The sequence below is a fragment of the Frisingicoccus sp. genome, from assembly GCF_048388605.1.
Taxonomy (GTDB): domain Bacteria; phylum Bacillota; class Clostridia; order Lachnospirales; family Lachnospiraceae; genus Frisingicoccus.
Genome location: NZ_DBGCTU010000036.1, coordinates 38124 through 64997, shown reverse-complemented (window position 1 = coordinate 64997; position 26874 = coordinate 38124). Strand labels below are relative to the sequence as shown.

The following is a 26874-nucleotide window of genomic DNA, read 5'->3' as shown; positions in this document are numbered from 1 at the left end:
ACCGGTAGATTTTAAAGACCGCTATCTTGTCCTTCACAATTTAATCTCAGCCTGTCAGGAAATGAATTATATAATGCTTCGCCCGGAAAGTCCGATTGTATCCAGTAATCTCTGCGTCTTCGCAACAACACAGACAGGATATCTGCTCTTTCGCTCTCCGGACAATGCGCTTGTTTATCTGAATCTTGAAGAGCCAAGCCTGATGTATGCTTTCCACGATTATCTGGAATCCCTTGGCCCGGAAAGCTGTTATTCCAATGAAGAAACCATCCGGCGATTAAAAAAACTGGAACTGCAAGGGTTAAAAGAAATTACCCCCCCCCGACAGTTTCTATGATATCTCAAAATACAAAAGGTACTGTTTGGCAAATAAATGTTTTTATCTTCCAAACAGTACCTTTAATTCTGTCTTTCCTATTCTAATCACATCTCCATTTTTTAAGACAACCGGGACTTCAATTTTCTGTTCGTTTACAAATGTATGATTTCTCGAATTCAGATCTGCCAGATACAGCCTGTGCCCCTCTTCGTAAATCATGCAATGAAGCTTTGATATCCAGGCATCCTCTTTAATTCTCAGCATCCTATCCGGAGATGTTCCAAACGGTTCCCTTCCAATATACATTTTACCACAAAACCGATACCGATAACTTGTGCCGGTACATATATTTTGGAATACCATATTCCATACAGTCAGCGCCGGATCCGCAACGATATTTGTTGCCCGATCCTCCAGATTTCCCGTAAAAATATCTCCTTTCCCGGATCCCAGTCTCTGTTTTTTTATATCAATGCCATCACGCACGAAAATATTCTTCCTCTTCCTTCGTAATTTGGAATTCACCCGATTTTGTTTTTGAAATAACTTATCAATTATACCCATCTTCTAATCATACACTCGGATCTCCCCGAGTTCCTTTGCTTTTTCTTCTGTTCTTTCCACTTTCAGAGCAGCCGCATGCAAGGCCTCCTCCGCCTTTTCAAGCAGCAAGGTTGTATGTTCCATCCGTTCCTGCAAGACTTTTGCTTTGTATAAAAACAACTGACTGTTATCGCCCTGCCATCCGGAGTACACTTCCTGCATTACCGTTTCATATTTTTCAGATATTACATCTGAAAATCTTTGCCTTATCTGTCCGATATTCTGTTCCTGCGTATGCGCTATATGAAAATCAAATTCAATATTATCCATAAATCCTCCGTCTAAATAATCACATCCATCGGTAAATCTCCGGAAAAGCTTGTGGTATCCACCTCTGTTTCACGATAAATACCTGCAATTTTTCGAAGATCTGTTACATTTTCCTGGAATCGCGCAAGGGCCTCTTCAATTTCACTTTGATATTCCTGATATTCTCTTCGATGAGCATCGTTGGCTTCCCCTTCCCAATATCCCGAAGATGAATGAACAATCTCCGCGATTCTCCCGAAACGTTTCCGCACATCATTAATTTTCTCTTCTGCAGCATTTGCCCGCATTTCCAGCACTTCTGTCGATACCCTGATCTGCATTGAATCCATGAGTCATCTCTCCTTTCCATAATGCTAAATAATCAGACTCGAATACTATTCACTAACTGGCGGATCATTCCCGAACACTGCTTGTACTCTTTTCCCGCATAATCCATATGTTCCAGATAATTCCTGATTTGGGTTTCTATCATCTGCATATTCTCAATATCCTCTGCCACCTGATTTTGAAATGCCTGCCAGGCCGGGCCTTCCCATGTCGCCCCAAGGGACTGCATTTCCTGATAAAGTTCCATCACAGAACTTCTAATGCCCTCCGCCTCACTTTGAATTGTACCTTTATCCTGTTCTATCCGGTCTATTGCCACTCGGATATAATCTGACATAATGACACCTCTCATTCTTTCTTTATTTGAAATTCAAACAGTGTTTTACAGCCTTCCAACCCACTCAGGGAACTTCTTGCAAATGTAGTTCTCGGATAAACAAGGCGTTCCATATTATAACAATCACAAATTCTTTGTTCTGTTTTCAAACAGATCTGCATGACCCTTTCCAAACAGTCCGCCATGCTTTGAAGCGCTGAAATTTCCTCCTCCAATTCCTGTATTCCGGATTTCAAATATAAAACTGTCTGTTCCGTAAAAGACATATATTTAATTTTCTGTTCCGTCTCCAATAATTCTCCCTGAATACTTCTCAGCATCGAAACTTGTTCAAGCAGCCCTTCTCTGGCTGCCTGAACATGCTTAAAATAAATGGCTTTCACAAAACCAGCTCCTTAATTTTCATGGAATCATACAATAACATCTGAAGAAAGACTGTTTGCCTCATCCGCACTCGCTGCATCCGCTTCAGAATAAATTCTTGCCATTTCTTCCAAATCCGTACTATGCTCCTGAATCATTCGGACCATCTTCTGTATATCATCTTCCAGTCCTTTAAATTTATTAATATAGGCATTTGCCGCATCACCTTCCCAGGCTGATGCCAACCCGGTAATAGTGGTCATCATTTCCGTTGTAAGACTGCTGACCGTTGCTCCCTGATTACTCAATTCAGATGCTGTACTTGTTAATAACTGAGGGGATACTTTAATAATACCTTCCATAATTCATTCTCCTTTTCAAAAATCCGATGTCTTATCTGTAAGTTCTTTCATTGGCAATTTCAGTACTGGTTGCCTCTGCCTGCGCATATCTCGCTGCAATAGACTCTAATCTTGCCGCATAGACTTCCACGGCATTATAAAAATTGTCCATCTGCACTTTATCGCTGGCAAAAGCATTATGAAAAGTCTCTCTGGCCTGACCTTCCCACATTCCATTCAAACTTGCTTCTGTCGCTTCAAGATTGCCAACCTGACTTTTGAACTGGCCATTCAGTTGTCTTAAAGAATCAACCTTCGCTTTTAACTCTGCCACTGATACTCTGAAATCTGACATTTTCTGTTCCTCCATTTCTTTTTTACTGTTTTTCTCTTGATGAATCTATCATAACAGATATTTCGGATTTCCGTTCTCTTTTGGACAAACAGCATATTTTTTCCGACCAACAACCTCTTTTACGCTAATATAAGTACACTTCCAGTTTTCAGGCCATTTTCTGAAGCCGAATTTTCAGGATTCAGCCGCTTCTTATTCTGGGCATCCCACATCAAAAGTCTCCCCATATTTCCCTCAAAAATATATTGCTCTTTCTGACAAATGATCTCTGCAATTTCTTCCGTAATTCTACATAAAGGAACTTTTTCATCAATCTGAAAATCATATTCCTTTCCCATCAATGGCACTTTAACCTCCACGATAATCATCATCCATCTGCTCCTTCCATACCCTGAATGTTTCCGCAGAAAACAAACGAAGCTTCAACGCCGCTTTTTTTTTCCAATATCGTTCACTGACAACAATATACTCTTTGGTCACATAACAATAAAACTCCGGTCCATTCTGAGTTTCACCCGGGCGATAAATCTGAGTGTTCTCGGGATTTCCAATAATTTCCAACATTCTCCGGATTTCTTCATTCAACACAAAAGCCTCATTTTCCACATTCTCAATAATTCCCTGTTCCGACATATGCTGCAGTGCCCGAATTACCTCTTCATCTGTACAGATTTCATCTTCCATATATATTCCATCGATGCTGCGCATACCCATCCCATAAAGAAGAACCCGAAATTCGTTAAAGCTCAAAATAACTCCGGTTTCCAAAACTTCCGACATGTCAGATATCCCCTCTCGCCATAAATTCCTTAAGTCTCGGCTTGTATGTTCTGGACAAAGGAATTTCAAAGTCGTCTTTTAATAATAATCGGTTTTGCGACAGAAAGATCTTTTCTATTTTATTTCGATTGACCAGAAAACTCCGATGGCAACGGATAAATCCCTCCATGAGTCGTTCTTCCAACTGCTCTAAAGTATCATAAAAGCCATATTCCCTGACGCCCGTATTCAAAAAAACTCTTTTTTCTCTGGACTCAAAAAAATAGATATTTTCATAATCGATCAAATCCCGTCCGCCTTTATTTTCCAAAACAAATACTTTATTTTCATCCGGTTTATAAAATCTCCGTATATAGGTGCCAAGCGCCTCTGAGAGAACTTCCTGAATCTGCTCCCGGGTCAGAGGTTTCAGCATCAACGATTCTGCGCCGATGGATGGGCGCATATAAGTCATCGGAGAAATACTCGGGCTGGCGATCAGAATAATATATGCTGAAGGTGTATTTTTACGCAATTCCATTGTTAACTCCAAAGCTTTTGGAATCGTAATATCCACACATATGATATCTGTCCGGATTTTATCCCGGACAGCCTTCACCAGTTCAGGAATCGCAGCACATTCAATCATCTGCCACGATTCCTCTGTCTGCCTTGCCGCCAAATCCTTAGAAAAGCGAACAATATACTGGCGCTCAACTTTTGATTCATCCGAAATCAGCATTACAATCATACCTTTTTCTTAGCCACCGGAACAACCACTTCCATTCCGATGCTGTCCTCCTCATCCTTTGGCACATATCCCATGCCCTTTTTCATTGTCTTCGTCTGCTGTGCATATGCAATATTCTGGAAATTAAATATTTTTTGCCCTGCAAGATTGCCTCCCAAGTGGATACCCTTTTTGTACGAAACAAACAAATTATAACCTTTATAAGACATAAGAAGACTCTCATCCTCCACCTTCAGGCAGCCCATAAAATAAATATGATGAAGACTGCCCCGTTCAAGAATATTCTCAAGAAAACCTGACATATTTCCGACACCGGCCTCCGGCTTATAAACCATTTTAAAGAATTCCCCAATATCCGCTGCAAATATAAATATCGGTCGTTCTTCTTTCATCTGCTCAAAAATATCTGCCTCATCCAATCCGTTTTCCAGCAATTCCCTTTTCTTTTTATTTCTTCGGATAAATTCCGGCATTAATTTTTCAAAATACTTAAATAATCCTCTTGAATCAGACACATAATCTGCGCCGTAGGTCTCTGAAATTTTTTTCAGTTCCACGGGATTTGTCTCTATAACGCATAATTGTCCCTGCTTTTTCCAGGCAGCATGCATAACCAGCTTTAATACATTAGTTTTTCCGGTCCGATTTCGTCCACTGATCACATAACAATATGTCTGAGACAGATCCACGCTGTAAATTGAAGCGTCCTCCATACAATATCCAAACGGCAGCCACTTTTTTGAAATGCAGGCCTTTTGATAACGTTCATCCATGCAAAGTATTTCCAATGTCGGTTTTTCCGGAATCTGCGGTATTGGCATCGCAGTAACGCCATCCCAGTGCTCACGCATATCCATGCAGTACTTTTCAATTTTTTGTCCCCGTTCAAAATCATCCGCTGCCGGAAGGCTGAGAGCCGTCTGAAATTCCAGAACACGCCCATTGACCAACGCCAGTCCCCGTCCACGAACATCTGTCTCCGGCAATATGTTAATATGCGTCATACGCATAACTTCCATATACTTGAATTTATCTGCCTGCTCTAATGAAATAACCGTACGGATATTATCGCCAATCTGAGACGGGATTTCTGAAATTCCAAAACCCGCGGCACTGATCGTCAAATAAATGCCATATCCCACGCCTTCCCTTGCAATCCGTAAAATAAGTCCGTCATACACATTCTTCGTTTTTTCACGAAAAGCTGAAAAATTATCAATAACGAGGAAAAGTGCCGGCAATTTGATGCCATAAGCCTGCACATACTGACTGTAATTTCCGCCCTGAAACATTTTCTTCCGCTCATCCATCAGGGTTGTGAGCATATACATCAGTTTCGCAAGCTTTTCTTCCTGACTGTCATACACGACTCCGCCGACATGAGGTGCCTTTTCAAACGGCGCCAGCATATGACTGCTGTAGTCGATCAAATACATCTGAAGTATATCCGGCGAATACTTGCTGATAAAAGAATATATCATACTCTGTAAAAACGTACTTTTTCCGCTGACAACCGCCCCGCAGATTGCATGATGACCATTTTCAGAAAAGCTGATTGTCAAAGGATTCTGAGCCTGATGTTCCGGATCATCCAAAAGCCCGATCACCGCCTCCAGATTCCACTTACCGGCAATCGGCTTCCATTGATGTTCCCGATATATTGCCTGCGAAAAGCCATCAAGTTCATCCAGGTAAATCTCCGTTTTAAGCACAGGCATCCACAACTGCATACACTGATTATAACGATTTTTTCCGGCCACTTCACCAAGATACTCAATGACAGCTTCCAGTTGGGTCTTCTCCTTCACTTTTTTCGCCTCAGATACATCCCCATGGTTTTTTCGCCGTTTACCGCCGACAAGCGCCACTTTGCCTGTCCGCGTCAAAAGCGTTACTGAAGATGATTGCTGCTCCGCACTTTCTTTATAAATAGCCCCGCTGTAGCCGGACTGGAAAAGTTCAAAAATCTCATCATTCCCCACCTGCAGATAGCATCGCCCCGCCTGCGTGATAAAAGCGGCGTCCGGCCTGTGGAGCATATCGTTGCTGTCCTGCCGATCCTGCACACGAAGGCAGAGTCTGAATTTAGAGTTGCTCCATATATTATCATCCACCGTGCCGCTCGGTTTTTGAGTTGCAAGTATCAAATGGACCCCGAGACTTCGCCCAACCTGGGCCACACTGATTAACTCTCTCATAAAATCCGGTTCCTCACGCTTCAACTCGGCAAACTCATCAATGATGATAAAAAGATGAGGTATCGGTACCTGTGCCTCGTGATTTTTATAAAGCCGCGTATACAAATTAATATTATTCACACCATATTCTGAGAAAAGGCGCTGCCGCCGCATGTTTTCACTTTTAATGGATATCATGGCACGCCGCACCTGATTCCCTGACAAATTGGATATCTGCCCGGTCAAATGAGGAAGCTCCGAAAACAGATTCGCCATGCCGCCGCCTTTAAAATCAATGATAAAAAAGCTGACGTCTTCAGGGCTGAAATTAATTGCCAGCGATAATATGTATGTCTGAAGTGTCTCGGATTTTCCCGACCCCGTAGTGCCCGCGATCAATCCGTGAGGCCCGTGGAATTTCTCATGAATATCCAGATAACAATCCGCATTTCCTGCCTTTTTCCCAATAAGTACCCGCATACTGTTATAATTTCGATTTTTACGCCACCGTTCCAAAACATGCAGTTCATCCAACGAATGGATACCATACATTTCAAAGAAATTCAGGCTGTTTGGAATCTCACTATTATTCTCAATCTCATTAACCCGGATATTCGCCAGGGTCTGGCCGAAAACCAAAAGCTGATTCCTGTCCACTTTATCCAGCGTAAATGCGGTTCTTCCATTATCTGTGTCCATCAGATTATAAATTCCCTTAAAATATTGGTCATTCTCAATGACATCCTCACAGACATTCGGCAGTTCCTCGACGCGTTCTACCATTAAAAACGTCGTCAATCCATACTCCGGCTTCGCTTCATATATATATTTTGCCAGTATTTCGCCCTCGAGTATCTCCGGATCCGAAATAAATATGACATAATGGGGTTTTGCAATGATTTTTTTGTCTTTCACTGCCGAGAATGAATGATCTGCGGCACGTGTCCTGAGAACATTGGTCAATTCGAAAAAAACATCGCTTGTTTCCAGTCCATCTGCCGCCATATATCTCGTACTTTTATCCTCCGACCACACATGGGGGAACCACCGCATACACTCCCAGTCTTTCTGCCGTTCCTGATCTTGTTCCCGATAGATAAATACAAGTTTTACATCTGTATAACAATGGGCCGCTGTAATTCCTGCCACCAGTGTGTGCATCAGTTCAATGGCTCCCCGCTTTCCTTCGCCCCCGACCAGCCCGATTAAATTCTTTTCCATCAAAGAAATTCCCACCGGCACATTGTGCAGCGTCTGAAATTCCTCCTGGATCATTTTGGGCTTTTCAAGCAATGAATCATCAATCAGCGTAAATTTTTCTTTTGGAACCTGGATTGAAACCTGAAACGGCTGATTGCCAAGTCCAAGCCGCTGATAAAGAAAATCTGCATGATTTCGATTCCGATTCCACAACTCGCTGCTGTTCTGTGTGTAGGAAAGACATTGAGTTGCCGACGGATAGATCTGATTCATCGCCGCCACATTGTGTCTGTATTTTTCTCTCAAAGATTCGGCAATACGTATCAAATAATTACTATAGGCATTAAACCTCTCATTTTCTTCTTTTATATTCTCTTTTTTACTGTAATTAAGATTTAAAAATGCCCATAACACACCGATGATCGCTGATGTTACCGCTGTAACCAACCCCGTATACATAAATGCACCGGAAGTATGCCCGGACAACCGTGACCCGAAAATTGCAAATCCGCATCCAAGCATCATTGGAATTGCCATCGTAAACGCCGGTCCGATCGTCAGAAAAACAGGCTTTTGTTTGACCGCTTTTGGATTTGGCGGCAGCTCGATCTCCACATTTTCTTTATACAATGTGGCGAGATTTCTCGGCGAGCGATTAAAATATAACGATTCTTTTTTCTTTTTCCTGTCTTCCGCCTTCGGCTGAATCCTATCCATTTTCACCGGTCTTAAGATATCTTCTTTGATATTTAATTCGCCATAATGCGTTCCGACGACAATCATTTCACCCAAAAAAAGCAAATGCAGCCCGAAAATATCCACATGATCTCCAAAGTTTAATTTTCGTCTTCCCTGTATCCGCCGGTCATCGCAAAATACGCCATTGTGACTCATATCTTCCAGATACCATCCGTCGGAATGGTGTATAAGATTTGCATGAAACCCCGAAACCAGTTCCATAAAACGATATTGTACTAAATTCCCGCTATTCTTACCGATAGAGACTTCTTTCATCATGCTTATATCATATTTCTCCATCACACGGAAAATAATCGGACTGTCGACAACAATGATCTGCAGTCGTTCTCCGTTCTCTGTTTTTACTCCCACGATATCCTCATGATGCAGCAAACAACGGTCCAAATCTTCATGATTGAGCCGGATACGATATTCCCTGTCAGATACAAGCTCCCATCCCAAGGAAGAATTTTCCAGTTTCAAATGAATATCCTGCAAAAATCCGTAAAGATTACGATGCAGTACAAGTGTATAGTCTGCATCATGAATATTAGGCAGCAGAAATTCCTTACATACCCCTTTATTATAGACCATTAAAATCATATCCTGCTGTCCTCCTTTAAATATAAGTCATATCAAACGAAAATACGGTCACTGTCATCTTTATACTGCCGATCAAAATCCTGTCTCCGGACAGCAGCGGCTCCGCTCCGACAACCCGCTTTTTGCGAAAACCGCGCTTTATCCATGTTCCATTCGTCGAATTCAAATCCTGGAGAAGAAGCTGTCCATTGTACATTAAAATTCTGCAATGGCGCCCGGAAACGTTATTTTCACGTATGCATATCTCATTTTCCCCCGGAATGCGTCCAATCCGTACCCCCGCATCCGGGTCAAAAACAAATCCCTGCTTTTCCCGGGTCTTCCATTTCAGATAAATCATAATTTTCCAGCCGCCCATATTGGAAACCATCTGATTTCTGATGGCATTATTCAGACAGGTCTCTTTAATCATCATACTCGCCGCGTCATAATATTTTTGAATTTCTGACATTCGGCTGCTTCGATAAATAAAAATTGCAACTCCCGCAGCAAACAGTACAATGATGAAAACCAATCCGATCCACATATGCAACTAACCTTCCTGTTCCTATTTATTTTCTCCCTCAAACTCATCCGTAGCCGGAGCCGAGTTCAAAATTCTTAATTCGCCATGATCAATAACACACACATTCCATATATCCCGTACTCCGGATGATGCGTTTAAAGTAATTGTTTCCACCGGTTTTCCAGGCAGATATACTTTTACGGTCGCTCCATGCTGACTCATTGTCCCGGTTCTAAGGAAATCTGCCACACTGAATTCATAGACACCGTTTAAATCATAAATTGTTGTCGTCTCCGGCCCATAACCGTTTGTATCATCCAAATCCAGTTCGGCAATATCTTTTCCGTTAACGGACGCTTTTTTATGTGTAAAATTCGTATATATTGTATCTCCGCCATCCGTCGTGCCTTCCAGATAGGAATCCAGATCCGTCGGCTCTGCATTCCACTCAAGGACAATTCTGGCACTTCCCGTTGCCAGTTCAGGAGAAATTATAAACTGCTCACCGCTGTAAGAATGACCCTCTTCAATATCAAATGCAAAGGTTTCTTCCACATAGCCGCTGGCTTTAATGACAATCTCATAGACGTCTGCCTTGAGCTGAACAAAGAAGCTTCCATCCGCATTTGTTGTCACTGTTTTATCTTCTCCATCTGTTGTCGGCACAAAATGGACCTCCGCACCATTGACCCCATTGCCGGTAACGGCATCCAGAACAATGCCCGCAAGCTGGCCATCCTTATTTGCCGCTTTATTTGCATTTAAAAGTTCAATTTCATTCCAGCCCTCAGAAGATACAACATTCCCGTCCGCATCTGTCCCAAGTTTGACAAGAATATAATCTAATTCTTTCTGAATATAGGTCTGTCCCTCCATTGTCTTTGGCGTTACCCGCTCGCCCATCAGCATCTGAAGGCGATTCAGGCTGACAGCACCCTCAAAATTGCGGAACAACAGACTCATATCTCCAAGAACCACTTTTTCCGGCATACCGGTTGAATATGGTATTTTGCGGGTAATGTCAACGATTTCATCATTTGTATCTGTATTCCGGTAATAGAAAACCGCATCCAATCCATTGTGACGTATTTCCAGAAATCCATCACTGTCTACCTCCGCACTGACCACTGAACCGAAATCTCTGCTAAAATCTTCAAATGTATAAAAACCCAGTTTCTGTATAAACGATGCGTCCCAACCGATATTCGGTGAAGCATTCGCAATATCTGCCGGTTGTTCCTCTTTCTTTTTATCCGCACCCCCGATTTCCACCATTTGAGAAGCGCCCTGTAACCTGGCAAGCATGTCTTTTAATTGGGTTGAACCCGTAATCCGGATACCATCATTCAACGCCAACTGGGCCGAAGCCTCATCGCCAACATTGATATAGGCATCCGCCAATTTCAAGTAAAGGGTTTCCTCCTCAGGTTTTATGGAAATCGCTCTCCTCAATGAGATGATCGCATCTTCATAATTATGTTCAGCAATATACTTATCTGCACTTTCAACAGCCTCTCTGTAACTTTCTTCTTTCATATTGCTGCTCACATATACATAGGCTACAAGGCCTATAATAACAACCAACAGCAGCCCTAAAAGCCCCACAATAAGCCTTGTTCGTTTTTGATTTTCCATACTCCGTTCTCCTTCCCTCAGTCATAGAGCTGATATACCCCTTCTCTGATACGTTTCTTTTTTATCTGAAGCAACTTTTCCAACCCTATAAAACCAACTGTTGAAATAGTCAAAACTACTATACCGATAATGATATATCCTGTTCCGGTCATATCTATCTCTCCAATGCCTCCACTTCTCTCATAAGCTGTATCAATGTTTCCATATCTGAATCTGTTTTTCCTGAAGACATATAGGAAGTCTTACAATCCTCAAAACGAAATTTCAGCTCATCCGCTACGGCCGAATAATCTTCTTTTTCTTCAGCAATACCCAAATAGTTGTAACACATCCACATGCCGATGACATAATCCCCCGGATAACTGACTGACATTGCTTTCAGGACATCAATACTTCCCTGATAATCTTTCAATCCTCGCCGCGTTAAAGCCAGATTCATCTTATCTTCATAAGTTGGTTCTGCCATCTGATTCAATGATTCATAACATTGAAGCGCCTTTGTCAAATAAACAGTCTGATTCTCCTGTTTTTTACTGACAGATGCTGCCTGAGCCGCCATCTGTCCCATTTGCCTTAAAATATCCCGCGAATCAGACAGTTTTGACGCCGCCTCAAGCGCCTTTACCGCCTCGCCATATTGTGCCTCAGTTCCATAGATTTCCGCTTCCAACAGATAACCATTGACAAAAGTATCGTTATTTCCGCTGTCCGGTGTTCCTGAAAGCATGCTTTTTAATTTAGCAAGAGCCGCATCCCTACTGCCGTTGAGCCAGTCAATCTCCGCCTGAATCAACTGCTGTTCAAATTCCGAAAGGTTCTCCAGTCCTTCTGCGGAAGCCATTACCCGGCCGGCCTCTTCCTTCTCTCCGGCCCTCACCAAAGCAACGACATAGTCCTTACAGTAGCCGCCTTCCCTCGGAAGCAGCCGGAATGCCTTATCGTAATACATCGCAGCATCCTCATATTTTTCCTGCCGAAAATAGCTGTCTCCGAGAATATGTAATATTTCCGCTTCGCTGTCTGCATGTTTTTTTAAATAATTTCTGTATTTAAAAGAGTTTAATATCGATGTTGCATTGACCACTATCTGAGTTTCATCCTGGCTTTGAGCAGCTACATACAATGCACGGTAAGCTGACTGATAATCCTCGATTTCCTTCTGCCAGCTTCCATAATAAATCATCAGACTTCCGACAATCATACAAAACAACCATATAAAAACGGCTCCGATCTGAATACGGCTATACCTTTTATAAATCGGATCCATCCGGCTGACATCCTGAAGCGCACGCCGCATATGCTCTGCCGTATGAAATCGAGCAGAAGGATTTTGTTTCATCGCCTTTGACACTACCGCTTTCAACCCTTCACTGTATGGGACCTCCATATAAGCGATATCATAAAGCGGCTCTCCCGGAGCCGGAGGAAGATATCGGGTCATCAAGGCATAAAATGTTGCCCCCAAACTGTAAATATCCATCCGTCCGTCCAATTTAATTTTACTTTCCCGGCCATAGAGCACGCTCTGAACCTTTTCATACTGTTCCGGAGCCGCATAATTGGCGCTGATGCCCTGAATATCCTTAGAATTCTCCCCGTCAAGAGAAATATTAAAATCAATCAGACATACATTTCCCTGTGGCGTAACCATTATATTCGACGGTTTTATATCACTGTGCAAAATCATCGGATGCTGACCGTGAAGATACATAAGCACCTCACATAGCTGAAGCAGCCATTTGTGAAGTATTGTCTCGTCAAACCACTGTCCCTGATCAATGAAGTATTGCAGATCATGTCCTTCGACATATTCCATCACTGTATAAACGCTGCCGTTTAAAACAAGGAAATCATATACCTGAGGTAAGTAAGAGTGGTGAAGACGTTTCAAAATGTCAACCTCGATCCGTCCCTTTACCTGCCCAACAAAATTATCCTTTATTTTTTTCACAACAACATATTTCCGCAGGCGTAAATGCTCCGCCAAATAGATAATCCCTGTGCCGCCCCGGCCAATCTCCCGGATAATCTGATATACACCATCCAAAATGTCTCCATTTTGCAACATGTCTTTCCTCATTTCTCTGTCAAATGTATTTCTCCCAGAATCTCCCTATTTAAAAAGGCTGCCTAAATTCACGCTTTAGGCAGCCTGATCATTTTGCTACTGATTATGCATCACTTTTCTTCTTTTTTTCTTCTCTTTCCAAGAATCAGGAAATAGTAAACAATAGCAGCCGCCAAAATCAGCAGGATAATTAATCCAATCAATACCGGCGTATTACGAATGATCTGATAGAAAATATTCGATGTTACAAGCACATTAGCTTCCGGCGTTTCCGCCCGATTTCCGGCGGCATCCACAGCCACAGCTTTCACATTCTGCCAGTTGTTCGATGCTCCGATGCTAAATGGTACCTGCCCTTTATTTTCCCTGATCTGTTCTGCACTTACAGGTTCAGCTGTCTGGCGCTCACCATCAACATAAATATCCAGCGTACCTATTTCCACATTATCTGAAACTGCGATGGAAATATCTCTCTGGTTTGCCCGATACTGACCGCCGTCCTCAACTCCTGTAATAACGACCGTCGGCGCTGTTTTATCGATAACAAATTCCACATTCAGCTCTTTGACCTTATTGTTCATGATGTTTGTTGCCCGGTCTTCCGAAGCCAGCGTCAGATCATAATGACCTTCTTCTTCAAAATTATCCGCTTTAATTGTATACTCATAACTCTTCCAGGATACCTCGGTGCCGCTCTCTTTCACTGTGTAATCCGTGCCTTTTTCCAATTTGACAAGATTACCGTCGCGGCCATAGGATACTTCTCCCTCAACAAGGGTATCCACGTTGATTTCTGTGACAACAACATCCTGCTCTTTATTGTTATAATATCTTTCAACAAAGGCTTCAGTGTTTTCTCCAAACACATAGGTAGAACCAAAACGGTTGACTGAGAATGTGACGGACTGTTCTTCAATATTTCCGGCCATATCTGTCACAGTGGCTGTCAGCGTATAAACATCATCGACGGACTGGACATGTTCAAAATCTGCCATTTTAATGCTCTGTCCGTTAGGGATTGACGTCCGCTCACCATCCACATTCACTGTACTGTGTTTTGAACCGTGAATAGTAATGGATACGCCGTCAATATCTGCATTGACATCGCTGTACCGCACGCCCGGGGCAACCACGCCGTTATTGGCCGATTTATGGATAATATCAAAGATTTCAACCACCGGTTTTGTCTGATCCACCGTAAACTGGCTTTGCACGTAAGTCTGGGCCGCGTTGCCCGCCAAATCTGTATAATCCAGCGTGAATGAATAATCACCGTCCGCGCCGAAATAAATTGTCGCCGTGTGAATATCTCCGCTGGTGGACCAGCCGTTGACGCCCGGCACGCTGATTCCCTGGGACTGTAGCGTTGCCACAATGGCAGCCTGAAGCTCAGAACCATTAAAGTTATGTTCATTCACTGATATTGTCGCTGTCCGTGGCGCACTGTAATAGGTGCCGTTGCGCGAACTGTTATTGTCGAAGGAGACATTGATCACCGGTACTGTTCTGTCTATGGTAAACTCATCAACCCTTGTATATTCCGAACGGTTGCCCGCACGGTCCGTACAATTCATTGTGATCGTATAATCGCCGTCCGCTGCAAATGTTACTGTACAGGTATTGACTGCATCATCCGTTGCTCCTGAGGAATCCACCGTCCATCCGCTGATCGTCGGCATGGTTCCATCCGTGTTTGTGATCGTAAAGTCCACCTGATTCGGATCGAAATTACGCTCCAGGACTGTCACTGTCGCCGTCCTCACCTGATTATAATATTTCCCGTTGGACGGAGAATTCAGATCATACTCAATCGATACCTTTGGCTTTGTGGTATCAATCTTCAAATCCTTTGTCGCCTCGCTCCAATTACCGGCATTATCCTTCGCCTTCACCACAATCTGAACATCATTGGTATTATTCTGTTCAGCGTCAACAACCACATCACGGCTAAATGACCAGATTCGTGCCGTTCTATCTGACAATTCCGGTGCATAACTGCGTTGCTGTGTTGTAACGCCGTTGCTTATTATTGCATACTGCACATCGGCCAATCCGGAATAGGTGCCGCCCTCTTCTGTCTCTGTCACTGAAATATTAAAAGGCACATCCCCGTTATAAATTCCCTGTGGCGGATCGGCGACCGTGATCGTGATCTGCGGGCCGGTCGGCTTCCTATTATCAGCTATAATGCCCTCTTTAGCGTTAATATAGGTCACATTATCGGCCTTATCCACAACCTTCATATAAACAAGTCCCTGGCTGTTCGGACTGATGGAAACGGAACTGCCGTCTGTCCACGAAACATGCTTTAAGTCCTCTATGGTGAGTGCTTCAAACTCGCCCCTGCTTTCCACATCCGGTGTGAACACATAATACTGCATGGATTTGACACCCGCTGTCACATCTTCGCTGGACAGTTCTGCTTTTACTGTATCCTTCTCAAAAATGCCAAAGGTCACTTTATTCCAGAAGGCATCCCATTTCTTCTCTCCGACCGCGATATTGCCCGTCGGCGCCGTATCATCCACTGTAAAGTAATGCGGCGCGTAGGTTGCCTCATTGCCGGCCAGATCCGTATAAGTCAATCCAAAGCTATAATTTGCATCCTTTGCAAATTCAAAGCTATGGCTGTACTCATTCACCTGCTGTGACCAGCCCGTATTCGCCAGAGTCTGATAATCCTCAATGCCTTCCGGCGCTTCCGTACCTGTCACATTGACAGCCATCTGATTTTCCACAAAATTCTTTTCCTCATAGAAATTCTTTTCCGTGATCTTTACAAGGGCTGTCACATTCTGCTGCGTATATGTACGTTGGTTGACATCGGCAGAAATCTCTTTATCGCTTATATAATTGACCTGAATTTCCGGCGCTGTCTTATCAATGACAAAGGTATCCGCAGCCTGGGAACCCTTCGCATAATTGACGCCGTTATTTTTTCTGCCTGCATTATCCACGCAGTGAGGCACAATATAGTACTCGTTATCTGCACTGAAGGTCAGACGCAGCGTATTGACACGGCCGTCTGTATAGTTTTTAATGTCCACACCATCCTGGCTGTCGGACACCCATTCGGCCTTGATTCCATACTGGGCAAGTCCGCTGACTTTAATGTCTTTATCAATTGCCGCTTTTGAAAGATCGGCGGAAGCCTGCACGTCAAAGGTTACTTTTTCTCTGTCAAAATTTCTTTCAGTAAACTCAATGGTCATCACACGGTCCGCATTAAAGTACTTTCCGTTTCTCACATCGTTATTATTAAAGGATACATTAATCTCCGGATTTGTCAGATCGATCATTAACGGCTGATTAACTTCTCTTTTAATTCCCGACTGGTCATATGCGACAACCTGAATATTCACATCATTACTGTTGTTTTCTGCAGAATTGACCGCATTTTTTATCGTTGTTACCAGCTGGTTTTGAAGCTGCTCGATCGTATAGGTTTTATCCACAGCCGCGATATATGTCTCCTCAGGAGCAGGGCCTTTTCCGTTGCTGGTAATTCTGAGTGTATATTTTTCAATACCGGAAGCTGCAATTCCCGCAGCCGCATAATCCGTAATAACTACGTTATACGGAACCTCTTCCGTCTGATAGATAAATCCGTCAACAAAGCTGTTGCCGTCCCCATCCGTAATCTCAACCGACGGTTCCACAACATCGACAACAAGGCCGTTGGACGCATAAACAGCGGCGTTGCCCACCTCGTCAACAACTTTAACGAGGACAACATAGTAATCTGCAATATCATCCAGATTTCCCGATGCAGATACGACAACCGGAATATTGGCCGGGCCATCTTCATTTATCGCCGTCCATCCGGTATCTGAAACCGCATCCTTGACATCCTGCGCCGTTATTTCAGCATAATTGCCGTTTTCATCCGGCGAACGCCGCAAAATATAGTAGGACCATGCGGCTTCTTCCGAGCCGATCGTTGCCCCGCTTCCATTTTCAGCCGGAAGATCTTCTTTTTCCACGCCCTCCAGCGTATAATCGCTCTTACTCTGATAGTGTCCGAAAGTGATCGTGGAAGCGAAATCATCCAATATACGGTTGCTTTCCTTCCAATTGCCGAAAGTTACTTTCGGGCTGTCGCTGTCGACATAGATTGTCAGATTTCTCGCAGAATCGATAACGTTGGTAACACCCTTCGGGCTTTCCAGATAAATCTGCCCTGTGATTGCTCTGGAGGCTCCGCCGAACACATAGCCTGCTGTCAGATCAACCGTATACTCCCCGGCGCCATCGCTGTACTTAAACTTAACGGAGTTGTAGTAACCCGCCGCATCCCCGATAATCTGGGCGCTGAGACTGGCGCTGGCATGACCCGAATTATTCAAGGCATCCGTATTATCACCGCGCACATAAATCTTTTCCCCATCCTGTTTTATTCCGGATATTGTATTATTTATACTGATACGGCTAAGAATCTCTTCGAGGGACAACTCTTCCGGTTTTACCGTCAGATTTCCATATACCCCGCCATCCATTACTCTGTAACTGCCTGCGATCAGGCCTGCCGCCGGGATATTTGTCTTAAGAACATTTTCATAGATTGTACATTCCGCCTGTTTCTCCGGCACTGAAGTATCCAAAACCATATGCAGCTGTTCCGAACCATAGAGTATCTGATTAAAGCTACTCGGCTTAAACCCCTGATCCGCAGGAATAAGACCGTCATCGCCGTTGCCGGAAGCCGACCGTATAGTCATATACTCATCGATATTCAATTTCGATACAGCATCAGAAAGATCCTGTCCATAAACCAGCTCTGCATTCTTCGTTTTTATATAGTCTACATAGACATTCCGATAATCAATAGTCACTTTGCCGGCTACCGAATACTGATCACAGTTTTCCAAAACATAAAGTTCTCTTAAATCCTCTTCTGTGAAATTCGCATCATCACTGGTAAAGCTGAGCGGCGCCGTACCGCTGATTTTGGCATCTTTCTTCTGTGCAGATGCTTCAGGGGCATCCACTAAGGCTTTAAAAACTGTCTTTACTCCGGAAGGCCCGCCTTCTACCTGAGGAAGATTTCCGGTCAGACTCACTTCTTTCTCGCCATCATAAATTTTGCTGAACTCTTCCCATGTAACATCAACCGGATTCTTGCTAAAATCAATAACCTTCTGCACGATCAATACATAGTCAATCTGATCCCTTGTATATTTGTCATTTTCTGCCGCCACAACTGTAATCGTTGTTTTTCCCGGTGCCAGAATCTGAATCTCACCCGTATTTGAAACTGTGGCTACCGTTTCATTGCTGCTTCTATAAGTAAGCGTTCTTCCTGTGCTATCAGACTTTAAAGGCACCTGAAACTTCTTTTCTGCGTTATCCACATCCTCGCGGATGATTCTTTTCTCTCCGCTATTATGGTAATCCGCATCATTAATCTCCAATGGCTGATTGCGTTTATAGGACGCGGCCACCTCTGTGGAAGCGCTGCCGTTATAACGTGCATCTCCCACATACACAGCCTTAAATGTCATATTGCCGATGATGTCGGCAGATGCATAGGTCCATGCCTTTCCCGTTGTAATATCAGCGATGATATGCTGTCCGATACCATTCACATAAAACTCCAAACTTCCTGTCGCATCATCCGGCAGGCCGGTCACCGCCAGTTCTACCTGGGATACCGCATCTCCGGCGCTTCCTGCCGGATTTGCCGTAAGGGATATCGCCGTATTTATTTTACTCACAGTAACAGGTATCTCTTTACTTACCCCATTACTGCATGTCACCGTCAGCGTCGCCGTTCCCTCAGCTTGTGCGGTAACCTCAACACTGGCCCCCGAAGCCTGGCTAATCTCTGCAACACTTGAATCACTTATTGTCCAGGTATATGTGAGATTTGGATCCTCATTTGCAATGCTGACCATCTTTTTATCTCCCGGATGGAAATCTCCAACCGACGCTTCACTGAGTTCAATTTGACGCAGCGACAAAATTACAGTAATTGGTGACATTGGGGCACTGGCTGTGAAACCAGCTGCCACTGTTTCATAACCGGCTTTTGATACGGAATAATTGTAAGTTTTTCCGCTTTCTACCGTATAGGCATTACCTGTTGGTGTCAGTCCCTGTCCATTCTCATCGGTAACAATGATTGTCGCATCCGAGATTGGAGCTCCGCTTTCATTCTGCACGCTGAATGTCACCGATACGGTCGCCGGTATCGGCGCATTCGGTTCGCTCTCTCCGCTCCCCGGCGCATCCGTTTCGCCGGTTCCCGTTTCCGCTGCGTTGGATACCAGTATACTATCCGGTATGACGCCTGAGAGAACCAGCATCAGTGCCAGAGTGAAAGCCAATATTCTTTCTTTCCAGCTTCTTCTTTTGATTTTCATGTTCTCATTCCTTTTCTTTTTATCTCTGCTTTTATCTGAAAATGTCTTAAATCCTTTCCTGAGTATGGATCAACAGGATTTCTTTTTCTATCCGGAAGATTCCCGGGCCCGCTTCTTCCGGCTGACCGTTTTCCGGAGGACTTTCTTTTTCTGAAAGAACCGTCGTCCCCGGCTCTTCATACAAAATTGTCGTTTCCGGGCTTTCATACAAAAGCGTTGTGTCCTCGGAGCCCTGCCCCGTATTTAACGCCGCCGTATTCTCTTCTCCCGCTGTCATAACTTCATCATGAATTTTCGGATTAGGTGCAGTCACCGGATAGGTTATCCTGTCCGCAGTATTCACCGGTGATTCCGTATACCCGGTTGACGGTTCTTCCCGAAGTTTTCCCGTCAGCGCATTCATTTCCTCCATCCGCTGAATGGTTCTTCTCGCGCCGCGGCCGGTCTTCATATCAAATATTTTTAAAATATCAAATTTAAAAAACAGAAGAACCGATAAAGCCAGAAGAAGGATGCCTAATATGAGGCTTATGAAAGATGCGGTATGATAAATTTCTATTAAATTTTCTACTTCCTGCATCACTCTCCACCCCCTGACGTTGAAAAGGCAATATCAACCTGGGTTTCGGCCCATTCAATATTTTCCTGTATTTCTTCTTTGAGTCCCCGGATTTCTTCCGGATTATTCTCATTTTCAGGTATAATATCCGTCGTCAACCTGGAAGCAACCATGTCCAACTCCTCCGTCATACTGGCCTTGCTCACTCCGGAACTTTTAAATTTCAACGAATTCTGGCCAATCTGATAGACCATCTCTTTATACATGATCAGAGCCGTCTTGGCATTATCCATTTCCACCAGATTGCCGCTGACCAGTTCCGTTAGATCATTCCAATAGTCCATATAAGTTGTCGTGCTGTCTCCGGCCTTGTTGCTGCTGTTCAGACTGGCATAATAACCGGCAATTCTTCCCAGCCGTTTTGAACGTTCAACCTTGGCGCCCTCCAGTTTTTTGCTGTTGGAGGCAACCTCAAACCAGGCCTGAGACATGGAAGGATTGCCTTTTCCTTCATAATAATAGTAATAAGCCAGACCCATCTGAAAGGCAAAATCCTCATAGGCCAGATCATTCGATTCGAGGTAACTTTCATTGGTGCGGCTTCCCTGACCTTTATATCCAAGAATACCTATCATTTGAGCCGCTTCATCCTGAGAAAAATTATCATCCTCCAAAAATGCCCGGTTTAGCAATTCGACATAAGCAGTGGATTGGGACGGTTCCAGATAAATGGCTTTTCTGTAATTCTCAATCCTGTCCTCTTTTGTGGTTGCTGACACCGCGTTTTTTATGTACTGTTCATAACTGTTCTTACTCGCAGAGGTCTCAGCCACTTTAAACCCGATCGCCGATGCAAAGGCTGCGACGGCAAGAATGGATGTGGCAAGAAATGTCTTCCATTTCCGGTTCTGCACCTTTTTATACTCATGATCCAATTCATCATAGTGCTCTAAAGCATACATTAATTCAGCACAGGACTGATAACGATCATCCGGATTCTTCTGCGTACACTTAAGAATAATCTCCTCCAGGCCGGATGAAAGTCTCGGATTCCAGTACCGGATAGGATACATCTCATAGGGCGGCAGACATGGATTGTGCCCCGTGAGCAAATGATATAAGGTCGCCCCCAGACAGTATATATCTGTCCTTGCATCCGTTTGCCCATGCCCTCCAAACTGTTCCGGAGCCGCATAGCCCTGTGTTCCGAGACATGTCGTATCCTCCAGGCTGGAAGACTTATACTCTCTGGCCGTACCGAAGTCGATGATCATAATATTGCCATCCGGCTTCAGCATGACGTTCGACGGCTTCATATCCCGGTATATGATCGGAGGTTTCCGGGAATGGAGATAGCCGAGCACATCGCAAATCTGTTTTGCCCATTCCACAACCTTTTCCTGAGGTTGAGCACCCTCATTTTTTAATGCGGAACTCAATGGATTACCCTCGATATAATCCATGACAATGAGAAATGTATCCTCACAGTCAATCACATCAATAATACTCGGAAGATGCGGATGGCTGAGTTTTTTCAGAATATCCGTTTCCGCAATCAGGTTCTGCCTGACAACTTCATAATTGGACACACCATCTTTACGGATTTCTTTAATGGCCCATTGCTTATTGGCCCGTTCATTCATCGCAAGATAAACAACACTCATTCCGCCTTGTCCGACTTTGTTTAATATTTTATACTTTCCATCAATAATGGAACCTATTTCCAGCATCTGCAATCCCTCAAATCGTTTTAATTAACAAAACTGAAATATTATCATTTTCCTTTCGCTGCTTATTCAATTCTGTACAATAAATTGCAGCATTTTTCATTGACTGTTCATCTTTGATCTGCATCGGCTGAATGATTTTCATAAATTCTTCATCCGTGATCAAATGCCGGAATCCATCGGAACAGCTCATGAACAAATCCCCGGAATTATAAGTCCCTTCAAAAAAATCAGGAACGATCATATTACTTGCGCCGACACATTGCAGAAGAACATTTCTCTGAGGATGATTTCTGGCTTCCTCCTCTGTCATTCTTCCTTCATCAATCTCTCTCTGTACAAATGTCTGATCTTTCGTAATCTGATAAAAATTTTCATTCAAACGATACACTCTGGAGTCACCTACATTCACCACATAATAATGGTTATTCATAAGAAGAAGCGCTGCCAGCGTTGTCCCGCATGGCGCATGAAAGCCCTCTCCATAAGCCTCTATCGCCCTGTTTGTCGAATCAATCAGACGGTTCCAGCTCAATTGAAGAGCATCAAAATCAATATTTCCCTCTTTTGAATCCTCATAAAGAACATAAGGAAATTCATTTTCAAACCATTCCGAAAATGCCCGGGCTAAAGCAGCACTGGCAACCTCGCCTTTCGCAAGGCCACCCATACCGTCGCAGACTACGGCGAGCAGTACCCGCCCGTAGTCTGTTGAAGCTTCTTTAATTAAGACAGAATCCTGATTTGTACGTTTTTTTATTCCCACATCTGTGTGTGCAATACTCAAAAAGCTCATATCTGTCTCCAGTCAATCATCAATTATACATGGAATTCAAATTCTTCATCAGCAAGCTTGAGAACAGAAGCATCTGTCAATAAGGTTTCCTGATGAGCCGCCAACTGGATGCCATTGACAAATGTAAAGTTTGTTGCCCCCTGGTCTACTACATAGTAGTCAGAACCTTTTTTCACAATCTCACAATGCACACGGCTGACTGAAGTATTATCGGATACACAATAATTTACTCTTCTTCTCTCTTTGCCAATTTTGAAATTCTGAACATTAATGGCAATCTTTTCTCCGTTTTTCTTGCGGATCAGATAAGCGCTGCCTGCACCCGCATTACTTAACAATGTCGTCTCCCCGGCGCCTGCATCAAGCAGAGTTGTCTCTCCGGCGCCCTCCGGAACCTGAGGCTGCGGCGTTGGAGTCGGTGTCGGAGGCACTGAATTCCGGGCTGCCGAACCGCCCTGCGGAGGATAACCTCCGGTCGGATGTACCGGCGGAAGATTGTTGTTTTTCTTCTTTCCTGATGTTACAAGAACAATGATAATAATAATGACAATGATCACCGCTGCGGCAATACCCACGATCATAATCATATTCGGAGAGGAAGATGGCTCCTCAATCGGTGTATACTCTGTCTCAGGCGCTGCTGTAGCAACCGGTGCAGTTGTAGCAGGAACCGTTTCTGCCTCTGTCTCTGCTATGGTTTCAGGTTCATCCTCTGTTTCAGATGTGATGCCTTCACTTCCGTCGATATAAACGATACCGAATGTATCCAGACCTTTTTTAATATAGTTGATCTGAATCGAATAATTTTTCTGTCCTGCCACGAAGGTATTAACGCCGACAACACAATCATTTGCATCCAAAAGTGGCCCGCCGGAATTTCCGGATGTCAATGCTGCTGTATGTTCAATAACATCAATACTGCCTGTTACAGTAATTTTAGAAACACTGCCTTCAACAATAGATACGTCATCTTTTGTATTATAGTCTTTTGTGCTCATGGAATCTGCCGGAAAACCTACGGCATATACGGTATCTTTCGTTTCAATCAAATCACTGTCGCCCAGGGCGATCGGCTTTCTGTCATAAATTTTTTCATTCAGCTTAACTGCTGCGAAATCCATGTCATCACTGTTGACACTCTCGTGCATTTTTGCGCCAACCTTCATATCGCGGTTTACATAGAGATAGAGTTTCAGATGGCTGTCATTTGGCTGAAGATTTGGAAGTCCCATATCTGTTTTAAACTGCTCAAATTCAGCCGAAGTAAATGTCACTACATGTTTATTGGTCAATACATATTCATCATTGATCAGAAAACATGTACCTGCTTTATAAGGAGTATATACCCCGTTATCATCCTCATAGCCAAGTGTCATCATCATGATACTTTCTCTTGGATCTTCTGTTGCCGTCAAATCGGTTTCTTCAGCCATAACCGGCAAAGTCAACATGAAAACCATGCACATAGCCGCAAAAAACGCCAAGAATTTTTTGGTTTTTCTCATTATGTTTTTCATAACAATAATTCCTCCTATAATTAATTAAATTTATAACTTATCTTAAATCCTGACGACACAATCCGACAATATGTGTCAATTTTTGTGGTCAGGCTTTTTTTGTAAAAAAGCATATTTGTATTATTTTGTCGAAATTCTGTATTATTTTGTTAATATTTTCAATACATTTATATACTGCCGTCGCTCATTTAATTCAGGCTCCATAATTAGCAGCAATCTGACCTTCGCTCATCTGATATTGTCTGGCGCAGTTCTCTCCCGCCTCTGCATATTTCCTGACTTTATCAGAATAATTTTGAATTTTGACTGCCTCATTCCACAAACGATATTTAACATATCCTGTAATCGCCGAACGAAACGGTAATTCCTTTTGAACATTAGCTACAGCCTCTCCATAGGCCTGCAATTTAGTGGAAATCGTCTCTATTGCTTCCATTTCAAGTCCGACTCGGCTCCATGAAACTTCAAATTGAGAATCCATGTTCCAGGAATTTCTATAATCCTCCCATTGTCTCCATAAGGATTCAAAATTATCTCTCAATCTATCCAATGAATTCATCATCCCGGGTACCATTAAAGAAAACATTGAAAACAATGACATATCCAGAGACTGGCTGAACCGGCTGATCATATTGGTAAATATATCTCTGCGATCAGGGAGAATATTTCCATCTTTATCGAATACAGTCACATTTTTTGTATCATGCTTCCATAGATATTTCTTTATAATACCTCCATCTTCCGGTATATTTGCGTATACCGTCCGATAGTCGCCGCCTGGTATCGGATTCATAAGAGAACCGCACCAGCTCCACTGAAAATGATGAATTAAATGTTTGGATTTTTCTATATTATCCGCATGGGTTTCCAGATATATATTTGAATATCCCGGCCCATCCAGATTGACACAACGATTTATTTTTTCTTTCATTCCATCCGGTGCCATAATCGTCGCATGTTCCGCCAGATTGCCACCTAAAGAATGTCCCGTCAAATTAAAACTGTTGAATTCATCACCATACTGTTGATAAATATCCTGTATGTATTTTTCAGCCGCTATTTGCTGCGGTGTCAATACACTGTTTAAAAGGCCTACATCCGATACGATCCAATCTTTTACAACGTTTTCCAATGTATCCGATTCACTGCCCCTGAAAGCCACCATCGCCTGCCCGTCGCCCATATCAAGCAGGCAGGCGTACATACCGCTCCCATGCTGATCATTACGCACACTGCGGATGACCCAGTTTCCACATTCCTCTGTCCGGGGGCTTGCATGAATCAAATCTAAAATTCTCTGTGCCTTCTCTGAATCCGATGGATGACCTGATTCAAGTTCCATCTCCAGAAGTTCTTTTATTGTATAAGTTCCTGCATTTACAGCATTTATATCAAAATCATAATATGCAATTTGGGATGCAATAATCATCTGATCATCTGAGCAGCTCATAGTTTTCCACCTGCCTTTTTCTCAAATTCTTCTTTTGTCATAGCAACCACTTCATTCTCAAAGGGGATCTCAATGCAAATTGAACCCTCCAACAGTTTTTCATAATCATAATAAAGATTCGCATATTCTTCCAGATAATCCTGAATCTGAATAAGCACCTCCTCCTCTACAATATAAAAGCGCATTCGCCCACTCAAAAAATCCATCCCCTGCATCGCTTTTGAAATAACAGAATATACTCCCTCCACATCCGACTCTTGAGGACAATAATAAATATAGACAACAAATTTATTTTTTGTTTTCATCTCTATAAATTGCTTTGGTGTCATATCTGCATCTGAAGAATCAATACTGTTGCTTACCGCATGAACATCGACCTGCATATATCCCGGAAGCGGTTCAATATTGGCCTGAATCTTCTGCTCAATGGTATAGCACACCCTGGATGCCACATATTCATCCGTTATGCCGGAGCCGTCCTTCAATACCTTCGCCTCAAATAAAACCTCCGGATGGTTTTCCGAATAAGCCTGAACCTCATAGTAATCATTCATATGTTCCTGGCCCAGATATTTATCAATTATAAAATCCTCATTATATTTTTCATTCAACAGCCCGGCAGCCTGCTCCTTATACTCTTTTGGATTCATTCCACACCCGTTAAATGTCGCTATCGCAGCCATAATGATCACTCCTGTCACTATATTTCTCATAAACCTATTTTCTCCATGTATCAAAAAATTCTTGTTTGAGCCAAACAATATGCCGCCATTTCAGCATTATATAAAATCCGCGCGGATATTCTTATCGTTCTTGCTATGCTGTTTAACTCACCGGCACTTCTGTTAATCTTCTCTCTCAGCCTGACTCCTTTACTCATGAAATCATTTGCTGTATCACTTTTCCACGATACAGAGATATTTTGAAGTGCTGAATCAAACTCATTCTTTGCTAACCCTTTCATACCATCTGCAATCTGTTCCAGCTCCTCGGCTTTCTGAATTGCCTGATTAAAATCCATATTAATTTCTGACAACGATTTCATATTGCATTTTGTTCCTCCCATCCATGTTATCCACCAACCGGAAAATATCATTTGTAAACTTACAGTA

24 protein-coding genes are annotated in these 26874 nt (G+C 43.2%); 1 reads left to right on the top strand and 23 read right to left on the bottom strand.

All coding sequences use genetic code 11. The features are described 5' to 3' along the window. Positions 1–61: 61 nt before the first annotated feature. A complete protein-coding gene (locus ACMN7X_RS09540) occupies positions 62–337 on the top strand; it encodes a hypothetical protein (protein ID WP_418747234.1) in 276 nt (91 codons plus the stop codon). 42 nt (positions 338–379) lie between these two features. On the opposite strand, the gene ACMN7X_RS09535 is transcribed toward ACMN7X_RS09540, so the two are convergent. The 23 genes from ACMN7X_RS09535 to ACMN7X_RS09425 all read right to left on the bottom strand — a co-directional run bounded on the left by ACMN7X_RS09535 (position 380) and on the right by ACMN7X_RS09425 (position 26828). After that, the gene (locus ACMN7X_RS09535) at positions 380–805 is read right to left on the bottom strand and encodes an FHA domain-containing protein (RefSeq protein ID WP_418747233.1); all 426 of its coding nucleotides are present in this window, start codon (positions 803–805) and stop codon (positions 380–382) included. A gap of 81 nt (positions 806–886) precedes the next feature. Further along, complete coding sequence (locus ACMN7X_RS09530) at positions 887–1192, bottom strand: hypothetical protein (protein ID WP_418747232.1); 306 nt, start codon at positions 1190–1192, stop codon at positions 887–889. Positions 1193–1203: 11 nt separating this feature from the next. Then, positions 1204–1521 (bottom strand): WXG100 family type VII secretion target, encoded by a 318-nt coding sequence (locus ACMN7X_RS09525; protein ID WP_418747231.1) that lies wholly within the window; start codon positions 1519–1521, stop codon positions 1204–1206. Positions 1522–1553: 32 nt separating this feature from the next. Then, positions 1554–1856 carry a WXG100 family type VII secretion target gene (locus ACMN7X_RS09520; protein ID WP_418747230.1) on the bottom strand — a complete coding sequence of 101 codons (303 nt, stop codon included), beginning with the start codon at positions 1854–1856 and terminating at the stop codon, positions 1554–1556. 11 nt (positions 1857–1867) lie between these two features. Continuing rightward, complete coding sequence (locus ACMN7X_RS09515; RefSeq protein ID WP_418747229.1) at positions 1868–2239, bottom strand: hypothetical protein; 372 nt, start codon at positions 2237–2239, stop codon at positions 1868–1870. A 27-nt stretch (positions 2240–2266) separates the two neighbouring features. Continuing rightward, complete coding sequence (locus ACMN7X_RS09510; protein ID WP_418747228.1) at positions 2267–2581, bottom strand: WXG100 family type VII secretion target; 315 nt, start codon at positions 2579–2581, stop codon at positions 2267–2269. A 31-nt stretch (positions 2582–2612) separates the two neighbouring features. Continuing rightward, the gene (locus ACMN7X_RS09505) at positions 2613–2915 is read right to left on the bottom strand and encodes a WXG100 family type VII secretion target (RefSeq protein ID WP_418747227.1); all 303 of its coding nucleotides are present in this window, start codon (positions 2913–2915) and stop codon (positions 2613–2615) included. A gap of 119 nt (positions 2916–3034) precedes the next feature. Continuing rightward, positions 3035–3286, bottom strand: a complete 252-nt coding sequence (locus ACMN7X_RS09500) for a hypothetical protein (protein ID WP_418747226.1) — start codon at positions 3284–3286, stop codon at positions 3035–3037. After that, the gene (locus ACMN7X_RS09495; protein ID WP_418747225.1) at positions 3264–3695 is read right to left on the bottom strand and encodes a hypothetical protein; all 432 of its coding nucleotides are present in this window, start codon (positions 3693–3695) and stop codon (positions 3264–3266) included. The genes ACMN7X_RS09500 and ACMN7X_RS09495 overlap by 23 nt, the downstream gene beginning before the upstream one ends. 1 nt (position 3696) lies before the next feature. Beyond that, positions 3697–4425 (bottom strand): LytR/AlgR family response regulator transcription factor, encoded by a 729-nt coding sequence (locus ACMN7X_RS09490; RefSeq protein WP_418747224.1) that lies wholly within the window; start codon positions 4423–4425, stop codon positions 3697–3699. After that, complete coding sequence (gene essC / locus ACMN7X_RS09485; RefSeq protein WP_418747223.1) at positions 4422–9143, bottom strand: type VII secretion protein EssC; 4722 nt, start codon at positions 9141–9143, stop codon at positions 4422–4424. Before essC ends, ACMN7X_RS09490 begins: the two co-directional genes overlap by 4 nt. 16 nt (positions 9144–9159) lie before the next feature. Beyond that, complete coding sequence (locus ACMN7X_RS09480; protein ID WP_418747222.1) at positions 9160–9669, bottom strand: FHA domain-containing protein; 510 nt, start codon at positions 9667–9669, stop codon at positions 9160–9162. A 21-nt stretch (positions 9670–9690) separates the two neighbouring features. Next, positions 9691–11283 carry a carboxypeptidase regulatory-like domain-containing protein gene (locus ACMN7X_RS09475; RefSeq protein WP_418747221.1) on the bottom strand — a complete coding sequence of 531 codons (1593 nt, stop codon included), beginning with the start codon at positions 11281–11283 and terminating at the stop codon, positions 9691–9693. A gap of 17 nt (positions 11284–11300) precedes the next feature. Beyond that, positions 11301–11435, bottom strand: a complete 135-nt coding sequence (locus ACMN7X_RS09470) for a hypothetical protein (protein WP_418747220.1) — start codon at positions 11433–11435, stop codon at positions 11301–11303. 2 nt (positions 11436–11437) lie between these two features. Further along, a complete protein-coding gene (locus ACMN7X_RS09465) occupies positions 11438–13351 on the bottom strand; it encodes a protein kinase domain-containing protein (protein ID WP_418747219.1) in 1914 nt (637 codons plus the stop codon). 110 nt (positions 13352–13461) lie between these two features. Beyond that, positions 13462–19713, bottom strand: coding sequence for an Ig-like domain-containing protein (locus ACMN7X_RS09460; RefSeq protein WP_418747218.1), 6252 nt, complete (start codon positions 19711–19713; stop codon positions 13462–13464). A 46-nt stretch (positions 19714–19759) separates the two neighbouring features. Continuing rightward, positions 19760–20293 (bottom strand): hypothetical protein, encoded by a 534-nt coding sequence (locus tag ACMN7X_RS09455; RefSeq protein WP_418747217.1) that lies wholly within the window; start codon positions 20291–20293, stop codon positions 19760–19762. Next, positions 20293–22002 carry a serine/threonine-protein kinase gene (locus tag ACMN7X_RS09450; RefSeq protein ID WP_418747216.1) on the bottom strand — a complete coding sequence of 570 codons (1710 nt, stop codon included), beginning with the start codon at positions 22000–22002 and terminating at the stop codon, positions 20293–20295. The genes ACMN7X_RS09455 and ACMN7X_RS09450 overlap by 1 nt, the downstream gene beginning before the upstream one ends. A gap of 10 nt (positions 22003–22012) precedes the next feature. Beyond that, the gene (locus ACMN7X_RS09445; RefSeq protein WP_418747215.1) at positions 22013–22795 is read right to left on the bottom strand and encodes a PP2C family protein-serine/threonine phosphatase; all 783 of its coding nucleotides are present in this window, start codon (positions 22793–22795) and stop codon (positions 22013–22015) included. A 23-nt stretch (positions 22796–22818) separates the two neighbouring features. Next, positions 22819–24312, bottom strand: coding sequence for a trypsin-like peptidase domain-containing protein (locus ACMN7X_RS09440; protein ID WP_418747214.1), 1494 nt, complete (start codon positions 24310–24312; stop codon positions 22819–22821). A gap of 193 nt (positions 24313–24505) precedes the next feature. Next, positions 24506–25762, bottom strand: coding sequence for an Mbeg1-like protein (locus ACMN7X_RS09435; RefSeq protein WP_418747213.1), 1257 nt, complete (start codon positions 25760–25762; stop codon positions 24506–24508). Continuing rightward, positions 25759–26475 (bottom strand): hypothetical protein, encoded by a 717-nt coding sequence (locus tag ACMN7X_RS09430; RefSeq protein ID WP_418747212.1) that lies wholly within the window; start codon positions 26473–26475, stop codon positions 25759–25761. The genes ACMN7X_RS09435 and ACMN7X_RS09430 overlap by 4 nt, the downstream gene beginning before the upstream one ends. A 20-nt stretch (positions 26476–26495) precedes the next feature. Continuing rightward, positions 26496–26828, bottom strand: a complete 333-nt coding sequence (locus ACMN7X_RS09425; protein WP_418747211.1) for a WXG100 family type VII secretion target — start codon at positions 26826–26828, stop codon at positions 26496–26498. Between the last annotated feature and the right edge of the window lie 46 nt (positions 26829–26874).